Below are 22,594 nucleotides of genomic sequence, written 5' to 3' on the forward strand. Positions count from 1 at the left end.
ACTCAGAAGTGAAACGCCGTAGCGCCGATGGTAGTGTGGGGTCTCCCCATGCGAGAGTAGGGAACTGCCAGGCATCAAACAAGCAGAAGGCCATCCGTAAGGATGGCCTTTTTGCGTTGTGTTCCGCAGACGGCAACGCTCCCGTAGGCCGGGCAAACGGCGTGCCTCCCGGCGTATTAACCTACAACGACAACCACAAGCGAACATCCAGCATATGGGGTACACTAGCCCTGTTTTTGTCTTTGGATGGCGTCTATGAATCACTCCCTTAAACCCTGGAATACCTTTGGCATTGCGCATAATGCGAACCACATCGTGCTTGCCAACAATGTGCAACAGCTCCTTAGCGCCTGGCAGAATGCGGTGCAGATCCAACAGCCTGTATTAATTCTGGGCGAAGGGAGTAACGTTCTCTTCCTGAATGATTTTGCCGGAACGGTGATTGTTAACCGCATCATGGGTATCGATACCACTGAAAAAACCGATGCCTGGCATTTGCACGTTGGCGCAGGAGAAAACTGGCACCGACTGGTTCAATATACGCTGAGTCAAGGAATAGCTGGCCTGGAGAATCTGGCCCTGATCCCTGGCTGTGTAGGTTCATCACCCATTCAAAACATCGGCGCGTATGGCGTTGAGCTACAGCGCGTATGCGAGTATGTCGACTGCGTTGAGCTTGCGACTGGCCATACCCAGCGCCTTACCGCTCAAGAGTGCCGCTTTGGCTATCGGGACAGCATCTTTAAGCACGAGTATCAACATAGTCATGCCATCGTCGCGGTAGGGATACGCCTGACGAAAGCGTGGCAGCCGGTGCTGACCTATGGCGATCTGGCGCGCCTCGATCCGGCTACTGTTACGGCACAGGACGTTTTTGATACCGTCTGCAATATGCGAATGAGCAAGCTTCCCGATCCGAAAGTAAACGGCAACGCAGGAAGCTTCTTTAAAAACCCTGTAGTGAGTGCGGAGACGTCGCGACAGCTGCTGACTCACTATCCTGATGCGCCGCACTATCCGCAGGCCGACGGCACCGTCAAGCTGGCTGCCGGTTGGCTTATCGATCGTTGCCAGTTAAAAGGCACGGCAGTAGGCGGTGCAGCCGTACACCGCCAACAGGCGCTTGTGCTTATCAATGAAAATCAGGCGACCAGCAAAGATGTGGTAAGTCTGGCGCATCATGTACGTCAGCAGGTGGGAGAAAAATTCAACGTCTGGCTGGAGCCAGAGGTGCGTTTTATTGGCCCAACGGGAGAGGTGAACGCCGTGGAGATCATCGCGTGAAGGACAATACTATTCCATTAACCCTGATTTCAATTTTAGCCGACGGCGAATTCCATTCAGGAGAGCAGCTGGGTGAACGCCTGGGAATGAGCCGGGCGGCCATTAACAAGCACATTCAGACCCTGCGCGACTGGGGCGTTGATGTCTTTACCGTACCGGGAAAAGGCTATAGCCTACCGGAGCCTATCCAGCTGTTAAGCCAGGATTTTATTAGCAGCCAGATAAACCAGGGCCAGGTTGCCGTGCTGCCGGTTATTGATTCAACGAATCAATATCTGCTGGATCGTATCGGCACCTTACAGTCAGGCGATGCCTGCGTTGCCGAGTATCAGCAGGCGGGGCGGGGCCGGCGCGGGCGTAAGTGGTTCTCTCCTTTTGGCGCGAATCTCTACCTCTCCATGTACTGGCGTCTTGAACAGGGTCCCGCTGCCGCGATTGGCCTGAGCCTGGTGATCGGTATCGTGATGGCAGAAGTGCTGCGCGATCTGGGTGCCAGCCAGGTGCGCGTCAAATGGCCCAACGATCTCTATCTGCAGGATCGCAAACTGGCCGGTATTCTCGTTGAGCTGACGGGAAAGACGGGCGATGCGGCACAGATCGTTATTGGGGCTGGGATCAATCTGGCGATGCGGAAGGTTGAGTCTGACGTTATCAACCAGGGATGGATCAATCTTCAGGAAGCGGGGATCGCCATCGATCGTAATACCCTTGCCGCGCGGCTAATTAACGAGTTACGCGCTGCGCTGGAGCTGTTCGAGCAGGAGGGGTTAACCCCTTATCTTTCCCGCTGGGAAAAGTTGGATAACTTTATTAACCGTCCGGTCAAACTTATTATTGGTGATAAAGAGATAGTGGGTATTTCACGCGGAATAGATACACAAGGCGCACTGCTGCTTGAGCAAAATGGAGCGACTAAAGCGTGGATGGGCGGTGAAATTTCGTTAAGAAGCGCGGAATAATAGTGAAACAGGGAGCGTAGCGCTCCCTTTTTTATTTGCGTAACCGAACCTGCTCAACTGCATGATTAGCACTTTTAGTCATGATCAGGCTAGCGCGCTCACGAGTAGGTAAGATGTTCTCTTTCAGATTCAGGAAGTTAATCTCTTGCCACAGGGACGTCGCGACCTTCACTGCTTCCTCTTCAGAGAGCTTCGCATAGCTGTGGAAGTACGAGTCCGGGTTGCTAAACGCACCCTCGCGGAATTTTAAAAAGCGATTGATATACCAGCGCTGTAATAGATCTTCCGGAGCGTCAACGTAAATAGAGAAATCGACAAAGTCCGATACAAATACGTGGTGCGGATCGTGAGGATAATCCATTCCGCTCTGCAACACGTTCAGACCTTCAAGGATTAAAATATCGGGATGGGTAACCGTCTTATCCCCATCGGGAATAACATCATAAATAAGATGAGAGTAGACCGGGGCAGTCACATCCGGCACGCCTGATTTAAGATCGGCAACGAACTTCACCAGCCGGTGCATATCATAGGACTGAGGAAAGCCTTTCTTCTTCATCAGGCCGCGATCTTTGAGCACCTGGTTAGGATGCAAAAAACCATCGGTAGTAATTAACTCTACCCGGCGATGCTCAGGCCAGCGGCTCAGCAGCGCCTGCAGTACACGAGCGGTGGTACTTTTCCCTACGGCCACGCTGCCGGCAATGCTGATGATATACGGGATACGCTGCCCGTTAGTACCCAAGAACTGCTCCAGTACGGCCTGACGGCGCAGGTTAGAGCTAATATAGAAATTGAGTAAACGCGACAGAGGCAGATAGATCTCTGCAACCTCTTCAAGGGAGAGATCTTCATTAATACCTTTTAACCGCGCAATTTCCCCTTCCGTCAGGGTCATCGGCACCGAGTCACGAAGTGCAGCCCACTGGCTGCGGTTAAACTGTAAGTAAGGCGTCATTAACGTTTGCTCTGCTGCATTCATAAGCATGTTTCTGCGTGCCATTTATCGTCACCGTTCCGAGGATAAACGTTCAGCGATGCGCAGTCCTGAAAGACAGCTCAATAGCACGCTACATTGAAGTTTATTATGGACAATGGGCAGGAGGGTAACATCAGATTGCAGGTAAGGATAAGAAAAAATAGTGGCGAATAGTGCTTTCACTGATACGCATCACGTAACAGGATCGGCCCACGGTGATTTCGCCGCTTTTTGATATTCCCTTTCCGCTTTACGAAGCGATAAAACGTTGAATATTTGCTCGCCGTTGCATGAAATGACAGCATTTTTTCATGTCAGCGCACAAAATGTGAGCAAGAGAACGTTTTATGCGATTTTTTTGTTGCATGAACCCGCCAGGCTCCCTAGAATGCGCGCTACTTGATGCCGACTTAGCTCAGTAGGTAGAGCAACTGACTTGTAATCAGTAGGTCACCAGTTCGATTCCGGTAGTCGGCACCATCAAGTCCGGTGGGGTTCCCGAGCGGCCAAAGGGAGCAGACTGTAAATCTGCCGTCACAGACTTCGAAGGTTCGAATCCTTCCCCCACCACCACTTTCTGGCAGCATAATTGCCGCCTGAGCTGGTTAAAAAATTAAGCAGCTCGAACATAAAAAGAGAGCAATCTCTTTTTTGTTACAGAAAGAACTGGGTAGCCGAGTTTCAGGATGCGGGCATCGTATAATGGCTATTACCTCAGCCTTCCAAGCTGATGATGCGGGTTCGATTCCCGCTGCCCGCTCCAATACGTGCTGATATGGCTCAGTTGGTAGAGCGCACCCTTGGTAAGGGTGAGGTCCCCAGTTCGACTCTGGGTATCAGCACCACTTCACTTCTCCCTCCCGTTTCTCTCTGTTTACATTTAAAAGCATTCAACAAGTCGGGCATGTTGCCTGGTTGATGTGGTGATATCACCGATTTATCCGTGTCTTAGAGGGACAATCGATGTCTAAAGAAAAGTTTGAACGTACAAAACCGCACGTTAACGTCGGTACTATCGGCCACGTTGACCATGGTAAAACAACGCTGACCGCTGCCATCACTACCGTTCTGGCTAAAACCTACGGTGGTTCTGCTCGTGCATTCGACCAGATCGATAACGCGCCGGAAGAGAAAGCTCGTGGTATCACCATCAACACCTCTCACGTTGAGTATGACACCCCGACTCGCCACTACGCACACGTAGACTGCCCGGGCCACGCCGACTATGTTAAAAACATGATCACCGGTGCCGCGCAGATGGACGGCGCGATCCTGGTTGTTGCTGCGACTGACGGCCCGATGCCGCAGACCCGTGAGCACATCCTGCTGGGTCGTCAGGTAGGCGTTCCGTACATCATCGTGTTCCTGAACAAATGCGACATGGTTGATGACGAAGAGCTGCTGGAACTGGTTGAGATGGAAGTGCGTGAACTTCTGTCCCAGTACGACTTCCCGGGCGACGACACCCCGATCATTCGTGGTTCCGCGCTGAAAGCGCTGGAAGGCGAAGCTGAGTGGGAAGAGAAAATCGTTGAGCTGGCTGGCTACCTGGATTCCTACATCCCGGAACCAGAGCGTGCGATTGACAAGCCGTTCCTGCTGCCGATCGAAGACGTATTCTCCATCTCCGGTCGTGGTACCGTTGTTACCGGTCGTGTAGAGCGCGGTATCATCAAAGTTGGTGAAGAAGTTGAAATCGTTGGTATCAAAGATACTGCGAAATCTACCTGTACCGGCGTTGAAATGTTCCGCAAACTGCTGGACGAAGGTCGCGCGGGCGAGAACTGCGGCGTTCTGCTGCGTGGTATCAAGCGTGAAGAGATCCAGCGTGGCCAGGTTCTGGCTAAGCCGGGCTCAATCAAGCCGCACACCAAGTTCGAATCCGAAGTGTACATCCTGTCCAAAGACGAAGGCGGCCGTCACACTCCGTTCTTCAAAGGCTACCGTCCGCAGTTCTACTTCCGTACAACTGACGTGACTGGCACCATCGAACTGCCGGAAGGCGTTGAGATGGTTATGCCGGGCGACAACATCAAAATGGTTGTTACCCTGATCCACCCGATCGCGATGGACGACGGTCTGCGTTTCGCAATCCGTGAAGGCGGCCGTACCGTTGGCGCAGGCGTTGTTGCTAAAGTTCTCAGCTAATCGCTGATAACATTTGACGCAATGCGCATGAAAAGGGCATCATTTGATGCCCTTTTTGCACGCTTTCGAACCAGAACCTGGCTCATCAGTGATTTTTTTTGTCATAATCATTGCTGAGACAGGCTCTGTAGATGGCGTAAGAGCCGGAGCATTTCGGTTAGGTTTGCCTCGCGTCCGCGGGGCAAAATGTTTTTCTGAATTCTTGTGACAGGTTGGTTTATGAGTGCGAATACCGAAGCTCAAGGGAGCGGGCGCGGCCTGGAAGCGATGAAGTGGGTTGTCGTTGCTGTATTGCTGATCGTAGCTATCGTTGGCAACTACCTCTATCGTGACATGATGCTGCCGTTACGCGCGCTGGCAGTAGTAATTCTTATTGCTGCAGCGGGTGGTGTCGCGCTGTTGACGACAAAGGGTAAAGCGACCGTAGCTTTTGCCCGTGAAGCGAGAACCGAAGTCCGTAAAGTGATTTGGCCAACTCGCCAGGAAACGTTGCACACTACACTGATTGTGGCCGCAGTGACCGCTGTTATGTCACTTATCCTGTGGGGACTGGATGGTATTCTGGTTCGCCTGGTATCCTTTATCACTGGCCTGAGGTTCTGAGATGTCTGAAGCCCCTAAAAAGCGCTGGTACGTCGTTCAGGCGTTTTCCGGTTTTGAAGGCCGCGTAGCGACTTCGCTGCGTGAGCATATCAAATTACATAATATGGAAGAGCTGTTTGGCGAAGTCATGGTACCGACCGAAGAAGTGGTCGAGATCCGTGGCGGCCAGCGCCGCAAAAGCGAGCGCAAGTTCTTCCCAGGTTACGTTCTGGTCCAGATGGTTATGAACGACGCCAGCTGGCACCTGGTGCGCAGCGTGCCGCGCGTGATGGGCTTTATCGGCGGTACGTCAGACCGTCCGGCCCCGATCAGCGACAAAGAAGTTGACGCTATCATGAACCGCCTGCAGCAGGTTGGCGACAAGCCGCGTCCGAAAACCCTGTTTGAGCCGGGTGAAATGGTCCGTGTTAACGACGGTCCGTTTGCTGACTTTAACGGCGTGGTGGAAGAGGTGGACTACGAGAAGTCCCGCCTGAAGGTTTCTGTCTCTATCTTCGGTCGTGCGACGCCGGTAGAGCTGGACTTCGGCCAGGTCGAAAAAGCCTAATAGCCCAGGCGATCAAAAAAGCAACGATTTACCCGTTGCACAAGGCGCGAGATTGGACTACAATTTCGCGCCTTTTGTTTTTATGGGTCACGTACCCGTAAGACACACTATTTATCACGGGGAGCTTCATTGAAGCGCTATTACCCATACTGAGGATTTAAGAATGGCTAAGAAAGTCCAGGCCTACGTCAAGCTGCAGGTTGCAGCTGGCATGGCAAACCCGAGCCCACCGGTTGGTCCGGCTCTGGGTCAGCAGGGTGTTAACATCATGGAATTCTGTAAAGCGTTTAACGCCAAAACTGATTCCATCGAGAAAGGTCTGCCGATTCCGGTTGTTATTACCGTTTACGCTGACCGTTCTTTCACTTTCGTTACCAAAACGCCTCCGGCAGCTGTACTGCTGAAGAAAGCGGCTGGTATCAAGTCTGGTTCTGGCAAGCCGAACAAAGACAAAGTGGGTACAATTACTCGCGCTCAGCTGCAAGAAATTGCACAGACTAAAGCGGCGGACATGACTGGTGCAGACGTTGAAGCGATGACTCGCTCCATCGAAGGTACTGCTCGTTCCATGGGCCTGGTAGTGGAGGGTTAAGACATGACTAAACTGACCAAGCGCATGCGTGTTATCCGTGAGAAAGTTGATGCAACCAAGCAGTACGACATCAACGAAGCTATCGCTCTGCTGAAAGAGCTGGCTACCGCTAAATTCAACGAAAGCGTTGACGTTGCTGTTAACCTCGGCATCGACGCTCGTAAATCTGACCAGAACGTTCGTGGCGCAACCGTACTGCCTAACGGCACCGGTCGTTCCGTACGTGTAGCCGTATTTGCCCAGGGCCCGAACGCTGAAGCAGCTAAAGCTGCCGGCGCAGAGCTGGTAGGTATGGAAGATCTGGCCGATCAGATCAAGAAAGGCGAAATGAACTTTGACGTTGTTATTGCTTCCCCGGATGCAATGCGCGTTGTTGGCCAGCTTGGCCAGGTTCTGGGCCCGCGCGGCCTGATGCCGAACCCGAAAGTCGGTACCGTAACCCCTAACGTTGCTGAAGCAGTTAAGAACGCTAAAGCAGGTCAGGTTCGTTACCGTAACGACAAAAACGGCATCATCCACACCACCATCGGTAAAGTGGACTTTGACGCTGACAAACTGAAAGAAAACCTGGAAGCCCTGCTGGTTGCGCTGAAAAAAGCAAAACCGACTCAGGCGAAAGGCGTGTACATCAAGAAAGTTAGCATCTCCACCACCATGGGTGCAGGTGTTGCGGTTGACCAGGCTGGTCTGAGCGCAGCGGCGAACTAATATTCGCCTTTACGTGGGCGGTGGATTTGTCTACAATCTTCGCCCACGAAAGATTTTCGGTTGGAGCCTGGCCTAATCCAGGCCTCCGTCCAAGACCGCAGGTGTCTCGCAAGAGACTTAATTCCCTGCGTAGACGGTGACAGAACCTGAAGACATTTTTTAAGTATCTTTGGCTTGTTTCTGCTCACCGTATTTAGACGCTCCCTTCTTTGAGGGGAGTGAAGTGAGTTCCAGAGCATGAGCTCTGGCAAACATCCAGGAGCAAAGCTAATGGCTTTAAATCTTCAAGACAAACAAGCGATTGTTGCTGAAGTCAGCGAAGTAGCCAAAGGCGCGCTGTCTGCAGTAGTTGCGGATTCCCGTGGCGTTACTGTAGACAAAATGACTGAACTGCGTAAAGCAGGTCGTGAAGCTGGCGTTTACATGCGTGTTGTTCGTAACACCCTGCTGCGCCGCGTCGTTGAGGGTACTCAGTTCGAGTGCCTGAAAGACACGTTTGTTGGTCCGACCCTGATTGCATACTCTATGGAACACCCGGGCGCTGCTGCTCGTCTGTTCAAAGAGTTCGCGAAAGCGAATGCAAAATTTGAGGTTAAAGCCGCAGCCTTTGAAGGTGAGTTGATCCCGGCATCGCAGATCGATCGCCTGGCAACCCTGCCGACCTACGAAGAAGCAATTGCACGCCTGATGGCAACCATGAAAGAAGCCTCTGCAGGCAAACTGGTTCGCACTCTGGCTGCTGTACGCGATGCGAAAGAAGCTGCTTAATCGCAGTTATCTTTATCAAGCATCTGCTTACGTATAAACTTATTCTGATATTCAGGAACAATTTAAATGTCTATCACTAAAGATCAAATCATTGAAGCAGTATCCGCTATGTCCGTAATGGACGTTGTAGAGCTGATCTCTGCAATGGAAGAAAAATTCGGTGTTTCCGCTGCTGCTGCTGTAGCTGTTGCTGCAGGCCCGGCTGAAGCTGCTGAAGAGAAAACTGAATTCGACGTTATTCTGAAAGCCGCTGGCGCTAACAAAGTTGCTGTTATCAAAGCAGTACGTGGCGCAACTGGCCTGGGTCTGAAAGAAGCTAAAGACCTGGTAGAATCTGCTCCTGCCGCTCTGAAAGAAGGCATCAGCAAAGACGACGCCGAAGCTCTGAAAAAATCTCTGGAAGAAGCTGGCGCTGAAGTTGAAGTTAAATAAGCCAACCCTTCCGGTTGCAGCCTGAGAAATTAGGCTGATGGCTGGTGACTTTTTAGTCACCAGCCTTTTTGCGCTGTAGGGTGTTAGTAGCGTTTCACACTGTTTGGCTACTGATCTCCCTCACAATGCTTGTTTCTATCGACGACTTAATATATTGCGACAGCGCGTGAGCACTGTGTAAATCGCGACGAAATGGTTTAAGCGTGATAGCAACAAGCATTGCGGAAAGTGCTCCACTTTCCGGTCAACAAAATAGTGTTGCACAAACTGCCCCCGTCGTCGGGCAGATGGGTCGACTTGTCAGCGAGCTGAGGAACCCTAATGGTTTACTCCTATACCGAGAAAAAACGTATTCGTAAGGATTTTGGAAAGCGTCCGCAAGTACTGGACATTCCTTATCTCCTTTCTATCCAGCTTGACTCGTTCCAGAAGTTTATCGAGCAAGATCCTGAAGGACAATATGGTCTGGAAGCGGCGTTTCGTTCCGTGTTCCCGATCGCGAGCTACAGCGGTAACTCCGAGCTGCAATACGTCAGCTACCGTCTGGGCGAGCCTGTCTTTGATGTGAAAGAGTGCCAGATCCGCGGCGTGACCTACTCGGCACCGCTGCGCGTAAAACTGCGCCTGGTGATCTACGAGCGCGAAGCGCCGGAAGGCACCGTTAAAGACATCAAAGAGCAAGAAGTTTACATGGGCGAAATTCCGCTCATGACCGATAACGGTACCTTTGTTATTAACGGTACTGAGCGCGTCATCGTGTCTCAGCTTCACCGTAGTCCTGGCGTATTCTTTGACAGCGACAAAGGTAAAACGCACTCTTCAGGTAAAGTACTGTATAACGCGCGCATCATTCCTTACCGCGGCTCCTGGCTGGACTTCGAGTTTGACCCGAAAGACAACCTGTTCGTGCGTATCGACCGTCGCCGTAAGCTGCCTGCGACCATCATCCTGCGCGCGCTGAACTATACCACTGAGCAGATCCTTGACCTGTTCTTTGAAAAAGTCACTTTCGAAATCCGCGACAACAAGCTGCAGATGGAGTTGGTCCCGGAGCGTCTGCGTGGCGAAACCGCCTCGTTTGATATCGAAGCCGACGGCAAAGTGTATGTCGAAAAAGGCCGCCGTATTACCGCGCGCCACATTCGCCAGCTGGAAAAAGATGAGATCAAACACATCGAAGTACCGGTTGAATACATTGCGGGCAAAGTGGCTGCAAAAGATTACGTTGATACCTCCACCGGCGAGCTGATCTGCCCGGCGAACATGGAGCTGTCTCTGGATCTGCTGGCTAAGCTGAGCCAGTCCGGTCATAAACGTATCGAAACGCTGTTCACCAACGATCTGGATCACGGCGCGTACATGTCGGAAACGATTCGTGTCGATCCAACTACCGATCGCCTGAGCGCGCTGGTAGAGATTTACCGCATGATGCGTCCTGGTGAGCCGCCGACCCGTGAAGCAGCGGAAAGCCTGTTCGAGAACCTGTTCTTCTCCGAAGACCGCTACGATCTCTCTGCGGTTGGTCGTATGAAGTTCAACCGTTCTCTGCTGCGTGACGAGATCGAAGGTTCCGGTATCCTGAGCAAAGATGACATCATCCAGGTGATGAAAAAGCTCATCGGTATCCGTAACGGTATTGGCGAAGTGGATGATATCGACCACCTCGGCAACCGTCGTATCCGTTCCGTAGGCGAAATGGCGGAAAACCAGTTCCGCGTTGGCCTGGTGCGCGTTGAGCGTGCAGTGAAAGAGCGTCTCTCACTGGGCGATCTCGACACCCTGATGCCTCAGGATATGATCAACGCCAAGCCGATCTCTGCGGCAGTGAAAGAGTTCTTTGGCTCCAGCCAGCTGTCTCAGTTTATGGACCAGAACAACCCGCTGTCTGAGATCACGCACAAGCGTCGTATCTCTGCACTGGGCCCGGGCGGTCTGACCCGTGAGCGCGCAGGCTTTGAAGTTCGAGACGTACACCCGACCCACTACGGTCGCGTATGTCCTATCGAAACGCCTGAAGGTCCGAACATCGGTCTGATCAACTCCCTGTCCGTGTACGCACAGACTAACGAATATGGCTTCCTTGAGACGCCGTACCGTAAAGTCACCGACGGCGTTGTGACCGACGAGATCCATTACCTCTCTGCTATCGAAGAGGGTAACTACGTTATCGCCCAGGCGAACACCAACCTGGACGAAGAAGGTCGTTTTGTTGATGACCTCGTTACCTGCCGTAGCAAAGGCGAATCCAGCTTGTTCAGCAACGACCAGGTTGACTACATGGACGTTTCCACCCAGCAGGTGGTTTCCGTCGGTGCGTCCCTGATCCCGTTCCTGGAACACGATGACGCCAACCGTGCATTGATGGGTGCGAACATGCAACGTCAGGCGGTTCCGACCCTGCGCGCTGATAAGCCGCTGGTAGGTACCGGGATGGAACGTGCTGTTGCCGTTGACTCCGGTGTAACTGCGGTGGCGAAACGTGGCGGTACCGTTCAGTACGTGGATGCGTCCCGTATCGTTATCAAAGTTAACGACGACGAGATGTACCCGGGCGAAGCGGGTATCGACATCTACAACCTGACCAAGTACACCCGTTCTAACCAGAACACCTGTATCAACCAGATGCCGTGTGTCTCTCTGGGTGAGCCAATCGAACGTGGCGACGTGCTGGCAGACGGCCCGTCCACCGACCTCGGTGAGCTGGCGCTGGGTCAGAACATGCGCGTAGCGTTCATGCCGTGGAACGGTTACAACTTCGAAGACTCCATCCTCGTTTCCGAGCGTGTGGTCCAGGAAGATCGTTTCACCACCATCCACATTCAGGAACTGGCGTGCGTGTCTCGTGACACCAAGCTGGGGCCGGAAGAGATCACCGCTGACATCCCGAACGTGGGTGAAGCTGCGCTCTCTAAACTGGATGAATCCGGTATCGTTTACATCGGTGCGGAAGTGACCGGCGGTGACATTCTGGTTGGTAAGGTAACGCCGAAAGGTGAAACCCAGCTGACGCCAGAAGAGAAGCTGCTGCGTGCGATCTTCGGTGAGAAAGCGTCTGACGTTAAAGACTCCTCTCTGCGCGTACCAAACGGTGTTTCCGGTACGGTTATCGACGTTCAGGTCTTTACTCGCGATGGCGTAGAGAAAGACAAACGTGCGCTGGAAATCGAAGAGATGCAGCTGAAGCAGGCGAAAAAAGACCTGTCTGAAGAACTGCAGATCCTCGAAGCTGGCCTGTTCAGCCGTATCCATGCCGTGCTGGTATCCGGTGGCGTTGAAGCTGAGAAGCTCGACAAACTGCCGCGCGACCGCTGGTTGGAGCTGGGCCTGACCGACGAAGAGAAACAGAATCAGCTGGAACAGCTGGCTGAGCAGTATGACGAACTGAAACACGAGTTCGAGAAGAAACTCGAAGCGAAACGCCGCAAAATCACTCAGGGCGACGATCTGGCACCGGGCGTGCTGAAGATTGTTAAAGTGTATCTGGCCGTGAAACGTCAGATCCAGCCGGGTGATAAAATGGCGGGTCGTCACGGTAACAAGGGTGTTATCTCTAAGATCAACCCGATCGAAGATATGCCTTACGATGAGAACGGCACGCCGGTCGACATCGTACTGAACCCGCTGGGTGTACCGTCTCGTATGAACATTGGTCAGATCCTCGAAACCCACCTGGGTATGGCTGCGAAAGGCATCGGCGAGAAAATCAACGCCATGCTGAAGCAGCAGGAAGAGGTCGCGAAACTGCGCGAGTTCATCCAGCGTGCGTACGATCTGGGCACTGACGTTCGCCAGAAAGTTGACCTGAATACCTTCAGCGATGAAGAAGTTCTGCGTCTGGCTGAAAACCTGCGCAAAGGTATGCCAATCGCAACGCCGGTCTTCGACGGTGCGAAAGAGTCTGAAATCAAGGAGCTGTTACAGCTGGGTGGCCTGCCGACGTCCGGTCAGATCACGCTGTTCGACGGTCGTACCGGCGAGCAGTTCGAGCGCCAGGTTACCGTTGGCTACATGTACATGCTGAAACTGAACCACTTGGTTGATGACAAGATGCACGCGCGTTCTACCGGTTCTTACAGCCTGGTTACTCAGCAGCCGCTGGGTGGTAAGGCGCAGTTCGGTGGTCAGCGCTTCGGGGAGATGGAAGTGTGGGCGCTGGAAGCATACGGCGCAGCATACACCCTGCAGGAAATGCTCACCGTTAAGTCTGATGACGTGAACGGTCGTACTAAGATGTATAAAAACATCGTGGACGGCAACCATCAGATGGAACCGGGCATGCCTGAGTCCTTCAACGTACTGTTGAAAGAGATTCGTTCGCTGGGTATCAACATCGAACTGGAAGACGAGTAACTCTCGCTCAAACAGGTCACTGGTGCTGGGGTAATACCCGGCACCAGATTGTGCTAACTCCGACGGGAGCAAATCCGTGAAAGATTTATTAAAGTTTCTGAAAGCGCAGACTAAAACCGAAGAGTTTGATGCGATCAAAATTGCTCTGGCTTCGCCAGACATGATCCGTTCATGGTCTTTCGGTGAAGTGAAAAAGCCGGAAACCATTAACTACCGTACGTTCAAACCTGAGCGTGACGGCCTTTTCTGTGCGCGTATTTTCGGGCCAGTAAAAGATTACGAGTGCCTGTGCGGTAAGTACAAGCGCCTGAAACACCGTGGTGTGATCTGTGAGAAGTGCGGCGTTGAAGTGACCCAGACTAAAGTGCGTCGTGAGCGCATGGGCCACATCGAGCTGGCGTCTCCGACTGCCCACATTTGGTTCCTGAAATCGCTGCCGTCCCGTATCGGTCTGCTGCTGGATATGCCCCTGCGTGATATCGAGCGCGTGCTGTACTTCGAATCCTATGTGGTTATCGAAGGCGGCATGACCAACCTGGAGCGTCATCAGATCCTGACTGAAGAGCAGTATCTGGACGCGCTGGAAGAGTTCGGTGACGAGTTCGACGCGAAGATGGGTGCGGAAGCTATCCAGGCCCTGCTGAAGAGCATGGATCTGGAGCAAGAGTGCGAGCAGCTGCGTGAAGAGCTGAACGAAACTAACTCCGAAACCAAGCGTAAGAAGCTGACCAAGCGTATCAAGCTGCTGGAAGCGTTCGTACAGTCTGGCAACAAGCCGGAGTGGATGATCCTGACCGTTCTGCCGGTTCTGCCGCCAGATCTGCGTCCGCTGGTACCGCTGGACGGCGGTCGTTTCGCTACGTCAGATCTGAACGATCTGTATCGTCGCGTGATCAACCGTAACAACCGTCTGAAGCGTCTGCTGGATCTGGCTGCGCCAGACATCATCGTACGTAACGAAAAACGTATGCTGCAGGAAGCGGTAGATGCCCTGCTGGATAACGGCCGTCGCGGTCGTGCCATCACCGGCTCTAACAAGCGTCCGCTGAAATCTTTGGCCGATATGATCAAAGGTAAGCAGGGTCGTTTCCGTCAGAACCTGCTCGGTAAGCGTGTTGACTACTCTGGTCGTTCTGTTATCACCGTAGGTCCATACCTGCGTCTGCATCAGTGCGGCCTGCCGAAGAAAATGGCGCTGGAGCTGTTCAAACCGTTCATCTACGGCAAGCTGGAGCTGCGTGGCCTGGCCACCACCATCAAAGCCGCTAAGAAGATGGTTGAGCGTGAAGAAGCTGTCGTTTGGGATATCCTGGACGAAGTGATCCGCGAACACCCGGTACTGCTGAACCGTGCACCAACCCTGCACCGTTTGGGTATCCAGGCATTTGAACCGGTTCTGATCGAAGGTAAAGCAATCCAGCTGCACCCGCTGGTTTGTGCGGCATACAACGCCGACTTCGATGGTGACCAGATGGCTGTTCACGTACCGCTGACGCTGGAAGCCCAGCTGGAAGCGCGTGCGCTGATGATGTCTACCAACAACATTCTGTCTCCGGCGAACGGCGAACCTATCATCGTTCCGTCTCAGGACGTTGTACTGGGTCTGTACTACATGACCCGTGACTGTGTTAACGCCAAAGGCGAAGGCATGGTGCTGACTGGCCCGAAAGAAGCCGAGCGTATCTATCGCGCTGGCCTGGCCTCTCTGCATGCGCGCGTTAAAGTGCGTATCACCGAATATGAAAAAGATGAAAACGGCGAGTTCGTTGCGAAAACCAGCATTAAAGACACGACCGTTGGCCGTGCCATTCTGTGGATGATCGTACCGAAAGGTCTGCCTTTCTCCATCGTCAACCAGGCGCTGGGCAAGAAAGCGATCTCCAAAATGCTGAACACCTGTTACCGCATTCTGGGCCTGAAACCGACCGTTATTTTTGCGGACCAGACGATGTACACCGGCTTTGCTTACGCAGCGCGTTCAGGTGCATCCGTTGGTATCGATGACATGGTCATCCCGGAGAAAAAATACGAGATCATCAGCGAAGCAGAAGCTGAAGTTGCTGAGATTCAGGAGCAGTTCCAGTCTGGCCTGGTAACCGCTGGCGAACGCTACAACAAAGTTATCGATATCTGGGCTGCGGCGAACGATCGTGTATCCAAAGCGATGATGGATAACCTGCAAACCGAAACCGTGATTAACCGTGACGGCGTAGAAGAGCAGCAGGTCTCCTTCAACAGCATCTACATGATGGCCGACTCCGGTGCGCGTGGTTCTGCGGCACAGATTCGTCAGCTGGCAGGTATGCGTGGTCTGATGGCGAAGCCGGATGGCTCCATCATCGAAACGCCGATCACCGCGAACTTCCGTGAAGGTCTGAACGTACTCCAGTACTTCATCTCCACGCACGGTGCGCGTAAAGGTCTGGCGGATACCGCACTGAAAACGGCAAACTCCGGTTACCTGACGCGTCGTCTGGTTGACGTTGCGCAGGATCTGGTTGTTACCGAAGATGACTGTGGCACGCTGGAAGGCATCACCATGACCCCGGTTATCGAGGGTGGTGACGTTAAAGAGCCGCTGCGCGATCGCGTTCTGGGTCGTGTAACTGCGGAAGATATCCTGAAGCCGGGTACGGCGGACATTCTGGTTCCACGCAACACGCTGCTGCATGAGCAGATGTGTGACCTGTTGGAAGAGAACTCCGTTGACTCTGTGAAAGTGCGTTCCGTTGTATCCTGTGACACCGACTTTGGTGTGTGTGCCCACTGCTACGGTCGTGACCTGGCGCGTGGCCACATCATCAACAAAGGTGAGGCTATCGGCGTTATCGCGGCACAGTCCATCGGTGAGCCGGGTACACAGCTGACCATGCGTACGTTCCACATCGGTGGTGCGGCATCGCGTGCGGCTGCTGAGTCCAGCATCCAGGTGAAAAACAAAGGTAGCATCAAGCTCAGCAACGCGAAATCGGTTGTGAACTCTAGCGGTAAGCTGGTGGTGACCTCCCGTAACACCGAGCTGAAGCTGATCGACGAATTCGGTCGTACCAAAGAGAGCTATAAAGTGCCTTACGGTGCGGTTATGGCCAAGGGTGATGGCGAGCAGGTTGCTGGCGGCGAGACCGTAGCAAACTGGGATCCGCACACCATGCCGGTAATCACTGAAGTGGCTGGTTTCATCCGCTTCACTGATATGATCGACGGCCAGACGATTACTCGTCAGACCGACGAACTGACCGGTCTCTCCTCGCTGGTGGTTCTGGATTCTGCAGAACGTACCGCGGGTGGTAAAGATCTGCGTCCGGCGCTGAAAATCGTTGATGCGAACGGTAACGACGTTCTGATCCCGGGCACCGATATGCCGGCTCAGTACTTCCTGCCGGGTAAAGCGATTGTCCAGCTGGAAGATGGCGTGCAGATCGGTGCGGGTGATGCTCTGGCGCGTATTCCTCAGGAATCCAGCGGTACCAAAGATATCACCGGTGGTCTGCCGCGCGTTGCGGATCTGTTCGAAGCGCGTCGTCCGAAAGAGCCAGCAATCCTGGCGGAAATCAGCGGTATCATCTCCTTCGGTAAAGAGACCAAAGGGAAACGTCGTCTGGTTATCACGCCGTTAGACGGTAGCGATCCGTACGAAGAGATGATCCCGAAATGGCGTCAGCTCAACGTGTTTGAAGGCGAGCGTGTAGAGCGTGGTGACGTGGTTTCCGACGGTCCGGAAGCACCGCACGACATTCTGCGTCTTCGTGGCGTTCACGCGGTTACGCGTTACATCACCAACGAAGTGCAGGACGTTTACCGTCTGCAGGGCGTTAAGATCAACGATAAGCACATCGAAGTTATCGTGCGTCAGATGCTGCGTAAAGCCACCATTGCTAACGCAGGAAGCTCCGACTTCCTCGAAGGCGAGCAGGTGGAATACTCTCGCGTCAAGATCGCCAACCGCGATCTGGAAGCGAACGGCAAAATCGCAGCAACCTATGCTCGCGATCTGCTGGGTATTACCAAAGCGTCTCTGGCAACCGAGTCCTTCATCTCCGCGGCATCGTTCCAGGAGACGACTCGTGTGCTTACCGAAGCAGCCGTTGCGGGCAAACGCGACGAACTGCGCGGTCTGAAAGAGAACGTTATCGTGGGTCGTCTGATCCCGGCCGGTACCGGTTATGCGTACCACCAGGATCGTATGCGCCGTCGTGCCGCTGGCGAACTGCCGGCAGCACCGCAGGTGACTGCTGAAGACGCTTCTGCCAGCCTGGCAGAGCTGCTGAACGCAGGCCTGGGCGGTTCCGACAACGACTAACGCTGCTTTCCGCTAATAAAAACCCGCTTCGGCGGGTTTTTTTATGCCTGAAAATCACAGACCAGGGCCTCGATCGTGTTTCAGGACGCGCGCTACAGGAAGAAAACCCACAATACAGCCTGTCTTCATTCAACAGGTGCCCTTTATGTTCCCGCGTATTTTTCTTTTTACTTTCACCATGCTGATCGGCTGCATGGCGCACGCCGAAACAGCATTTCGCCAACTCACTCTACAAAAAGAGAGCGACCGTCCACTTAATGTTGCCCTCTGGTATCCCACGCTGCATAGCGGTATGCCCGCCTCGGTGGGCGACAATATTGTGTTCATCGGAACCCAGGCGCTGCGCGATGCAAAACCTGCACCCGGCAAGCATCCCCTGCTGCTGGTCTCTCATGGCTATGGCGGCAGCTGGCGTAACCTGAACTGGCTGGCACAGCGTATGAGTGCGCAGGGGTATATCGTGGCAGCAGTCGATCACCCAGGTACCACTACGCATAATAGAAACCCCAAAGCTGCACAGCAGCTCTGGCAGCGCCCACAGGATTTGCGACGAACGTTGGATGCGATATTGGCGGCCCCAGCGCTTGCCGGAGAGGTAGACAACACGCGCATTGCGGCGGTAGGGCATTCACTCGGCGGTTGGACCGTACTTGAGCTCGCCGGAGCGCGTTTTGCTGCAGACCGTTTTATTGCTGACTGCCAAAATCATCCTGTTCTGTCGAGCTGCAAGCTGCTCCACACTCTTGGAATTGACCAGCCCTTAGCGGCTGAACGTTTGGCTGAAGATGCCCGCGATCCGCGAATCAAAGCGGTCGTGTCACTCGATCTGGGACTGGCGCGCGGCTTTACGCCCGCGAGCCTGAAGCAGATAAGTATCCCGGTACTGATTATGGCGGCTCAGGCCGACAGCGATGCGCTACCTGCCGGGCTGGAATCGGGGCATCTGGCAGCGTTTATTCCTGCGGCATGGCAACGCTATATCCGCGTAGAGGGGGCAACGCACTTTAGCTTTATGCAGCTATGCAAACCCGGCGCGGCGGCCCTGATTGAGCAGGAAGCGCCGGGGGAAGGGATCGTTTGCCAGGATGGAGGCACAGTTAGCCGCAGCGATATCCATCAGCACCTTGCTGACGAGATGGGCGCGTTTCTACAGCAGGCGTTAGCGCTTCCTCCGCGGAGCGACGATACTCGGTTGGGCTCATCCCGCTAATACGGGTAAATTCCCGGTTGAAATTGGATTTAGTTGCAAAGCCAGCCTCGAGCATGATCTCCGTAACCGAGGCATCGGTAGCGAGCAACTGCCGTTGGGCGTGGTGAATGCGAAAGCGGTTGATCCACTGGGAGACGTTGCAGCCCTGCGTCTGGTTCACCGCCTGCGAAATCTGTCGGGCCGGGATACCCATCCTGCGTGCCAGCGTGTTGAGCGTCAGATCGGGGCTAAGGTAGAGGCTCTGCTCGCAGAGGCGTGCCTCAACGCGCTGGCAGAGGAGGGCTAACGCCTCGCTATTATTCTGGGGTTCAATCGCGGGTATGCCTTCATCGGGAGGCGCGTTTTTCCCGTTATAGATAATCGCCAGGCAGATAAACGGCAGCAGGATCGCCTGCGAGAGTGCCACCAGCTGAGGGGCCTGGTGGCCCTGGTAAAAACTGAAATCCACTGCGATAGCCAGATCGGTCAGGCCGGAAAAGCAGAGAAAGCTGCCTGCCAGAAATGCCATGCGTGCCGCCGGGCCTGCATCATTCAGGCGGCTAAAGATAAACGCATCCGGCCCCTGATATGCCGTGCCAATAAGTGTGCAACCATAGCCGACGTACAGCGCCATCAGCACCGCATCAGTGGTGGCAGGCGCAACAAGGTTTAGTCCCAGCGCAATGGCAGAGGGGATGAGGCATATCGCTACTTTCTGTCTGCCACTGCGTTCCGTTAACCGGGCAAAACAGCGCCAGGCCAGAGGAGGCAGGGCGATAGCAACAATGGACTGGATCTGGCGCAGGTAGAGGACATCGAACTGCCAGCGCATGGCCGACATCAATACCAACAGAGCGCAGCCAGCGATAAACGTGGCGGTGCTACGGTAGCCGGATACACGCTGCAGGCAAACCTTCGTCAGCAACATGAGCAAAATAACGAAGGTCAAAAAGGGGAGCGGAACAGCGGGCATAGGCTACCTGTGTGAATTTATCAACGTGCTTTGATGCTATGTTGTGCCATAAATCCGACCATAAAACACGTTACCACTTTTGGCAGTAAAAAATTGCCGGATGGCGCTGCGCTTATCCGGCCTACGAACACACGAGTTACTGTATGGCTGGCAGTCGTCGATACAGCTCGATCATATCCCCGGCCAGATCCTGAATTACCATCGCATTCATCAGGTGGTCCTGAGAGTGAACGGTGATCAGGTTAACCGGCAGTTTGCCCACGCCTTCGTCCAGGCCTATCAGCTCGGTCTGGATTTTGTGCGCATGCTTAACGTATTCGCGCGACTCTTCCATTGCCTTTTCGGCTTCGTCAAATTCACCTTTGCGTGCCATCTGTAATGCCGTCAGGGCAGCGCTACGTGCCGCGCCTGCGTTGACCAGCAGTTCCATGATTGTTGTTTCTAAGTCTTCCATTATGACTCCAACAGCTTCAGCGCTTTATCCAGCACGACGTCACCCTTCATCATGCCGTAGTCCATCATATCGATTACCGCGACCTTCTTGCCCAGCGGATCCGCCTGCGCCTGCAGTTTCGCCTGCTCATACTTCACCTGTGGACCCAGCAGGATGATATCGGCCTCGGCAAGGTTCTCTTTGAACTCGGAAACCGGTACCGCTTTGATAGAGACCTCGACGCCTTTTTTCTGCGCCGCCTCTTTCATGCGTTGAACCAACATGCTGGTGGACATACCCGCTGCACAGCATAAGACAATGTTTTTCATAGCCAGCCTCGACAACGATGGGATAAATAAACATTAATCCCACCGTCTGGTTCAACAACCGCTTTACCGTGATTGTGTGTGGAGTATCACAAACAATTCTTACGAACGGGATCCGTTCGCCCGAGATAGCTGTCCCAGTCTTTCCACACCGGCTGCAGGCCGTTGCGCAGCAGGGCGCTGGCCACCTCCTCCGGACGGCGACCGTCGTGCGGCGCGAACTGCTCCAGCTCAGGGTGATTGTCAGCATAGCCACCGGGCTGGGTTTTCGAGAAGGCGCTGACGCTGGTGATGCCCAGCGGCACAACACGATCGCGGAACCATGGCGACTCCCGCGTAGAGAGAGACAGCTCCACGTCGGGTGCCAGCAGGCGGAAGGCGCAGATGGTCTGCACCAGCTGGCGCTCATCCATCAGCGAGGCGGGTTCAATGCCTCCTACGCACGGACGCAGGCGTGGGAAGGAGATAGAGTAGCGGCTCTGCCAGTAGTGCTGCTGGAGCCAGAGCAGATGCTCCGCCACCATGTAGCAATCCACCCGCCAGCTGTCGGAAAGACCCACCAGCGCGCCAAGGCCAATCCTGTCGATTCCCGCCCGACCAAGCCGGTCCGGTGTCTCCAGCCGCCAGAAGAAATCCTGCTTGTTGCCCTTCAGGTGATGGCGGGCATAGGTTGCCTCATGATAGGTCTCCTGATAGACCATCACCCCGTCTAAGCCCAGGGCCTTAAGCTCGGCATACTCCGCCTGCGACAGCGGCTGTACCTCCATCTGCAATGAGGCGAACTGGCGGCGAATAGCCGGGAAATGGCGGCGAAAGTAGTCCATTCCCACTTTTGTCTGATGCTCCCCAGTCACTAACAGGAGATGTTCAAAGCCCATCTCGCGGATCGCCGCGCACTCGCGCAGGATCTCCGCTTCGTCCAGGGTCTTACGTTTGATGCGGTTGCTCATGGAGAAGCCGCAGTAGGTGCAGTCGTTGGCGCACAGGTTAGAGAGATAGAGCGGGACGTAGAGGCCGACGGCGTTGCCAAAGCGCTGGCGGGTAAGACGCTGCGACCGCTGGGCCAGCGGCTCAAGGTAGTCGCTGGCGGCAGGAGAGAGCAGGGCCATCATGTCATCGCGGGTCAGCTGGGTAGCCGCTAATGCTCGCTCAACGTCGGCGCGGGTCTTACTGTGGATGCGTAGCCGGATATCGTCCCAGTTAAGCTGCCGCCAGTAGTCGCTGAAGGTCTTCATATGCCCGTCTCCAGAAAGCCGGTCAGTGGGCTGGTGGCGCTGGCAACGCTGTTGACCGCCCCCGGCCCCGCCTGGCGCGCCAGTCGTCCGGCTTCAACGGCCAGCTTGAACGCACGGGCCATTGCCACCGGATCGTTAGCGACGGCAATGGCGGTATTCACCAGCACCGCGCTGGCCCCCATCTCCAGCGCCTCAGCCGCGTGGCTGGGGGTACCAATTCCGGCATCGACCACTACCGGCACCCGCGCCTGGGCGATGATAATCTCCAGCATGGCGCGGGTGGCCAGGCCCTGGTTAGATCCTATCGGTGAACCGAGCGGCATCACGGCGGCGCAGCCTGCCTCCTCCAGCCGTCGGCACAGCACCGGATCGGCGCTGCAATAGGGCAGCACCACGAAGCCCTCTTTGACCAGCATCTCTGCTGCCTTCAGGGTCTCAACGGGATCGGGCAGCAGCCAGCGTGCATCCGGGTGGATCTCCAGCTTCAACCAGTGGGTGCCCAGCGCCTCGCGAGCCAGCCGGGCGGCAAACACCGCCTCTTCGGCCGTTTTCGCCCCGGAGGTGTTCGGCAGCAGTGTTACCCCGGCCTCCAGCAGCGGGGCGAGGATCGCATCGTTGCGCTGGCGCAGGTCGACGCGTTTCATTGCCAGGGTGACCAGCTGGCTGCCCGAGGCCTGAATCGCGTCGGTCATCAGCTGCGATGAGGCAAACTTGCCTGTTCCAGTAAACAGGTGTGATTCAAAGGTTTTGTCTGCAATACGTAACATG

The 22,594-nt window shown here is 54.5% G+C and carries 18 protein-coding genes and 4 tRNA genes; 16 read left to right on the plus strand and 6 right to left on the minus strand.

Going from position 1 to position 22,594, the window contains the following annotated elements:
- The first annotated feature begins 255 nt into the window (after positions 1-255).
- Both murB and birA read left to right on the plus strand, forming a co-directional pair.
- On the plus strand, positions 256-1,284 hold the full coding sequence (gene murB / locus NR795_RS20400) for a UDP-N-acetylmuramate dehydrogenase (RefSeq protein WP_257759197.1): 1,029 nt from the start codon (positions 256-258) through the stop codon (positions 1,282-1,284).
- Complete coding sequence (gene birA, locus NR795_RS20405) at positions 1,281-2,243, plus strand: bifunctional biotin--[acetyl-CoA-carboxylase] ligase/biotin operon repressor BirA (protein ID WP_144819429.1); 963 nt, start codon at positions 1,281-1,283, stop codon at positions 2,241-2,243. Before murB ends, birA begins: the two co-directional genes overlap by 4 nt.
- A gap of 31 nt (positions 2,244-2,274) precedes the next feature.
- Here the strand turns inward: birA and coaA are convergent, their stop codons facing one another.
- Positions 2,275-3,225, minus strand: coding sequence for a type I pantothenate kinase (gene coaA / locus NR795_RS20410; protein WP_222126340.1), 951 nt, complete (start codon positions 3,223-3,225; stop codon positions 2,275-2,277).
- Positions 3,226-3,626: 401 nt separating this feature from the next.
- Here coaA and NR795_RS20415 point away from each other — a divergent pair.
- The 14 genes from NR795_RS20415 (at position 3,627) to NR795_RS20480 (ending at position 18,880) form a co-directional block, all read left to right on the plus strand.
- Positions 3,627-3,702 (plus strand) — tRNA-Thr (locus tag NR795_RS20415).
- 8 nt (positions 3,703-3,710) lie between these two features.
- Positions 3,711-3,795, plus strand: a tRNA-Tyr gene (locus NR795_RS20420).
- A 115-nt stretch (positions 3,796-3,910) separates the two neighbouring features.
- A tRNA-Gly gene (locus NR795_RS20425) sits at positions 3,911-3,985 on the plus strand.
- A 6-nt stretch (positions 3,986-3,991) separates the two neighbouring features.
- Positions 3,992-4,067 (plus strand) — tRNA-Thr (locus NR795_RS20430).
- Between the two features lie 118 nt (positions 4,068-4,185).
- On the plus strand, positions 4,186-5,370 hold the full coding sequence (gene tuf / locus NR795_RS20435; RefSeq protein ID WP_115084474.1) for an elongation factor Tu: 1,185 nt from the start codon (positions 4,186-4,188) through the stop codon (positions 5,368-5,370).
- A gap of 219 nt (positions 5,371-5,589) precedes the next feature.
- Positions 5,590-5,973, plus strand: coding sequence for a preprotein translocase subunit SecE (gene secE, locus NR795_RS20440; RefSeq protein WP_003862342.1), 384 nt, complete (start codon positions 5,590-5,592; stop codon positions 5,971-5,973).
- A gap of 1 nt (position 5,974) precedes the next feature.
- Positions 5,975-6,520, plus strand: coding sequence for a transcription termination/antitermination protein NusG (nusG, locus tag NR795_RS20445; protein ID WP_007665882.1), 546 nt, complete (start codon positions 5,975-5,977; stop codon positions 6,518-6,520).
- 163 nt (positions 6,521-6,683) lie between these two features.
- A complete protein-coding gene (gene rplK / locus NR795_RS20450; protein ID WP_042395618.1) occupies positions 6,684-7,112 on the plus strand; it encodes a 50S ribosomal protein L11 in 429 nt (142 codons plus the stop codon).
- 3 nt (positions 7,113-7,115) lie between these two features.
- Positions 7,116-7,820, plus strand: a complete 705-nt coding sequence (rplA, locus tag NR795_RS20455) for a 50S ribosomal protein L1 (RefSeq protein ID WP_144819384.1) — start codon at positions 7,116-7,118, stop codon at positions 7,818-7,820.
- Positions 7,821-8,090: 270 nt separating this feature from the next.
- Positions 8,091-8,588 (plus strand): 50S ribosomal protein L10, encoded by a 498-nt coding sequence (gene rplJ, locus NR795_RS20460; protein WP_001207203.1) that lies wholly within the window; start codon positions 8,091-8,093, stop codon positions 8,586-8,588.
- A 66-nt stretch (positions 8,589-8,654) separates the two neighbouring features.
- Complete coding sequence (gene rplL, locus NR795_RS20465) at positions 8,655-9,020, plus strand: 50S ribosomal protein L7/L12 (RefSeq protein WP_003033114.1); 366 nt, start codon at positions 8,655-8,657, stop codon at positions 9,018-9,020.
- Positions 9,021-9,341: 321 nt separating this feature from the next.
- Entirely contained in the window at positions 9,342-13,370 is a 4,029-nt protein-coding gene (gene rpoB / locus NR795_RS20470; RefSeq protein ID WP_042395609.1) for a DNA-directed RNA polymerase subunit beta, read from the plus strand.
- A 76-nt stretch (positions 13,371-13,446) separates the two neighbouring features.
- Positions 13,447-17,670, plus strand: a complete 4,224-nt coding sequence (gene rpoC / locus NR795_RS20475; protein WP_144819385.1) for a DNA-directed RNA polymerase subunit beta' — start codon at positions 13,447-13,449, stop codon at positions 17,668-17,670.
- Positions 17,671-17,815: 145 nt separating this feature from the next.
- Positions 17,816-18,880, plus strand: coding sequence for an alpha/beta fold hydrolase (locus NR795_RS20480; RefSeq protein WP_257759200.1), 1,065 nt, complete (start codon positions 17,816-17,818; stop codon positions 18,878-18,880).
- Here NR795_RS20480 and NR795_RS20485 read toward each other — a convergent pair.
- The 5 genes from NR795_RS20485 to thiG all read right to left on the minus strand — a co-directional run bounded on the left by NR795_RS20485 (position 18,768) and on the right by thiG (position 22,593).
- Positions 18,768-19,832, minus strand: coding sequence for an AraC family transcriptional regulator (locus NR795_RS20485; RefSeq protein ID WP_257759201.1), 1,065 nt, complete (start codon positions 19,830-19,832; stop codon positions 18,768-18,770). The genes NR795_RS20480 and NR795_RS20485 overlap by 113 nt on opposite strands.
- A gap of 136 nt (positions 19,833-19,968) precedes the next feature.
- Complete coding sequence (locus NR795_RS20490; RefSeq protein WP_257759202.1) at positions 19,969-20,286, minus strand: PTS lactose/cellobiose transporter subunit IIA; 318 nt, start codon at positions 20,284-20,286, stop codon at positions 19,969-19,971.
- Positions 20,286-20,594, minus strand: coding sequence for a PTS sugar transporter subunit IIB (locus NR795_RS20495; protein WP_144819389.1), 309 nt, complete (start codon positions 20,592-20,594; stop codon positions 20,286-20,288). Before NR795_RS20495 ends, NR795_RS20490 begins: the two co-directional genes overlap by 1 nt.
- Positions 20,595-20,680: 86 nt before the next feature.
- On the minus strand, positions 20,681-21,826 hold the full coding sequence (thiH, locus tag NR795_RS20500; protein ID WP_257759203.1) for a 2-iminoacetate synthase ThiH: 1,146 nt from the start codon (positions 21,824-21,826) through the stop codon (positions 20,681-20,683).
- Positions 21,823-22,593: a thiazole synthase gene (gene thiG / locus NR795_RS20505; RefSeq protein ID WP_222889055.1), complete on the minus strand. Its 771-nt coding sequence runs from the start codon at positions 22,591-22,593 to the stop codon at positions 21,823-21,825. Before thiG ends, thiH begins: the two co-directional genes overlap by 4 nt.
- Position 22,594 lies beyond the last annotated feature (1 nt).

This window comes from Pseudescherichia sp. L3 (genome assembly GCF_024656065.1).
GTDB lineage: Bacteria > Pseudomonadota > Gammaproteobacteria > Enterobacterales > Enterobacteriaceae > Pseudescherichia.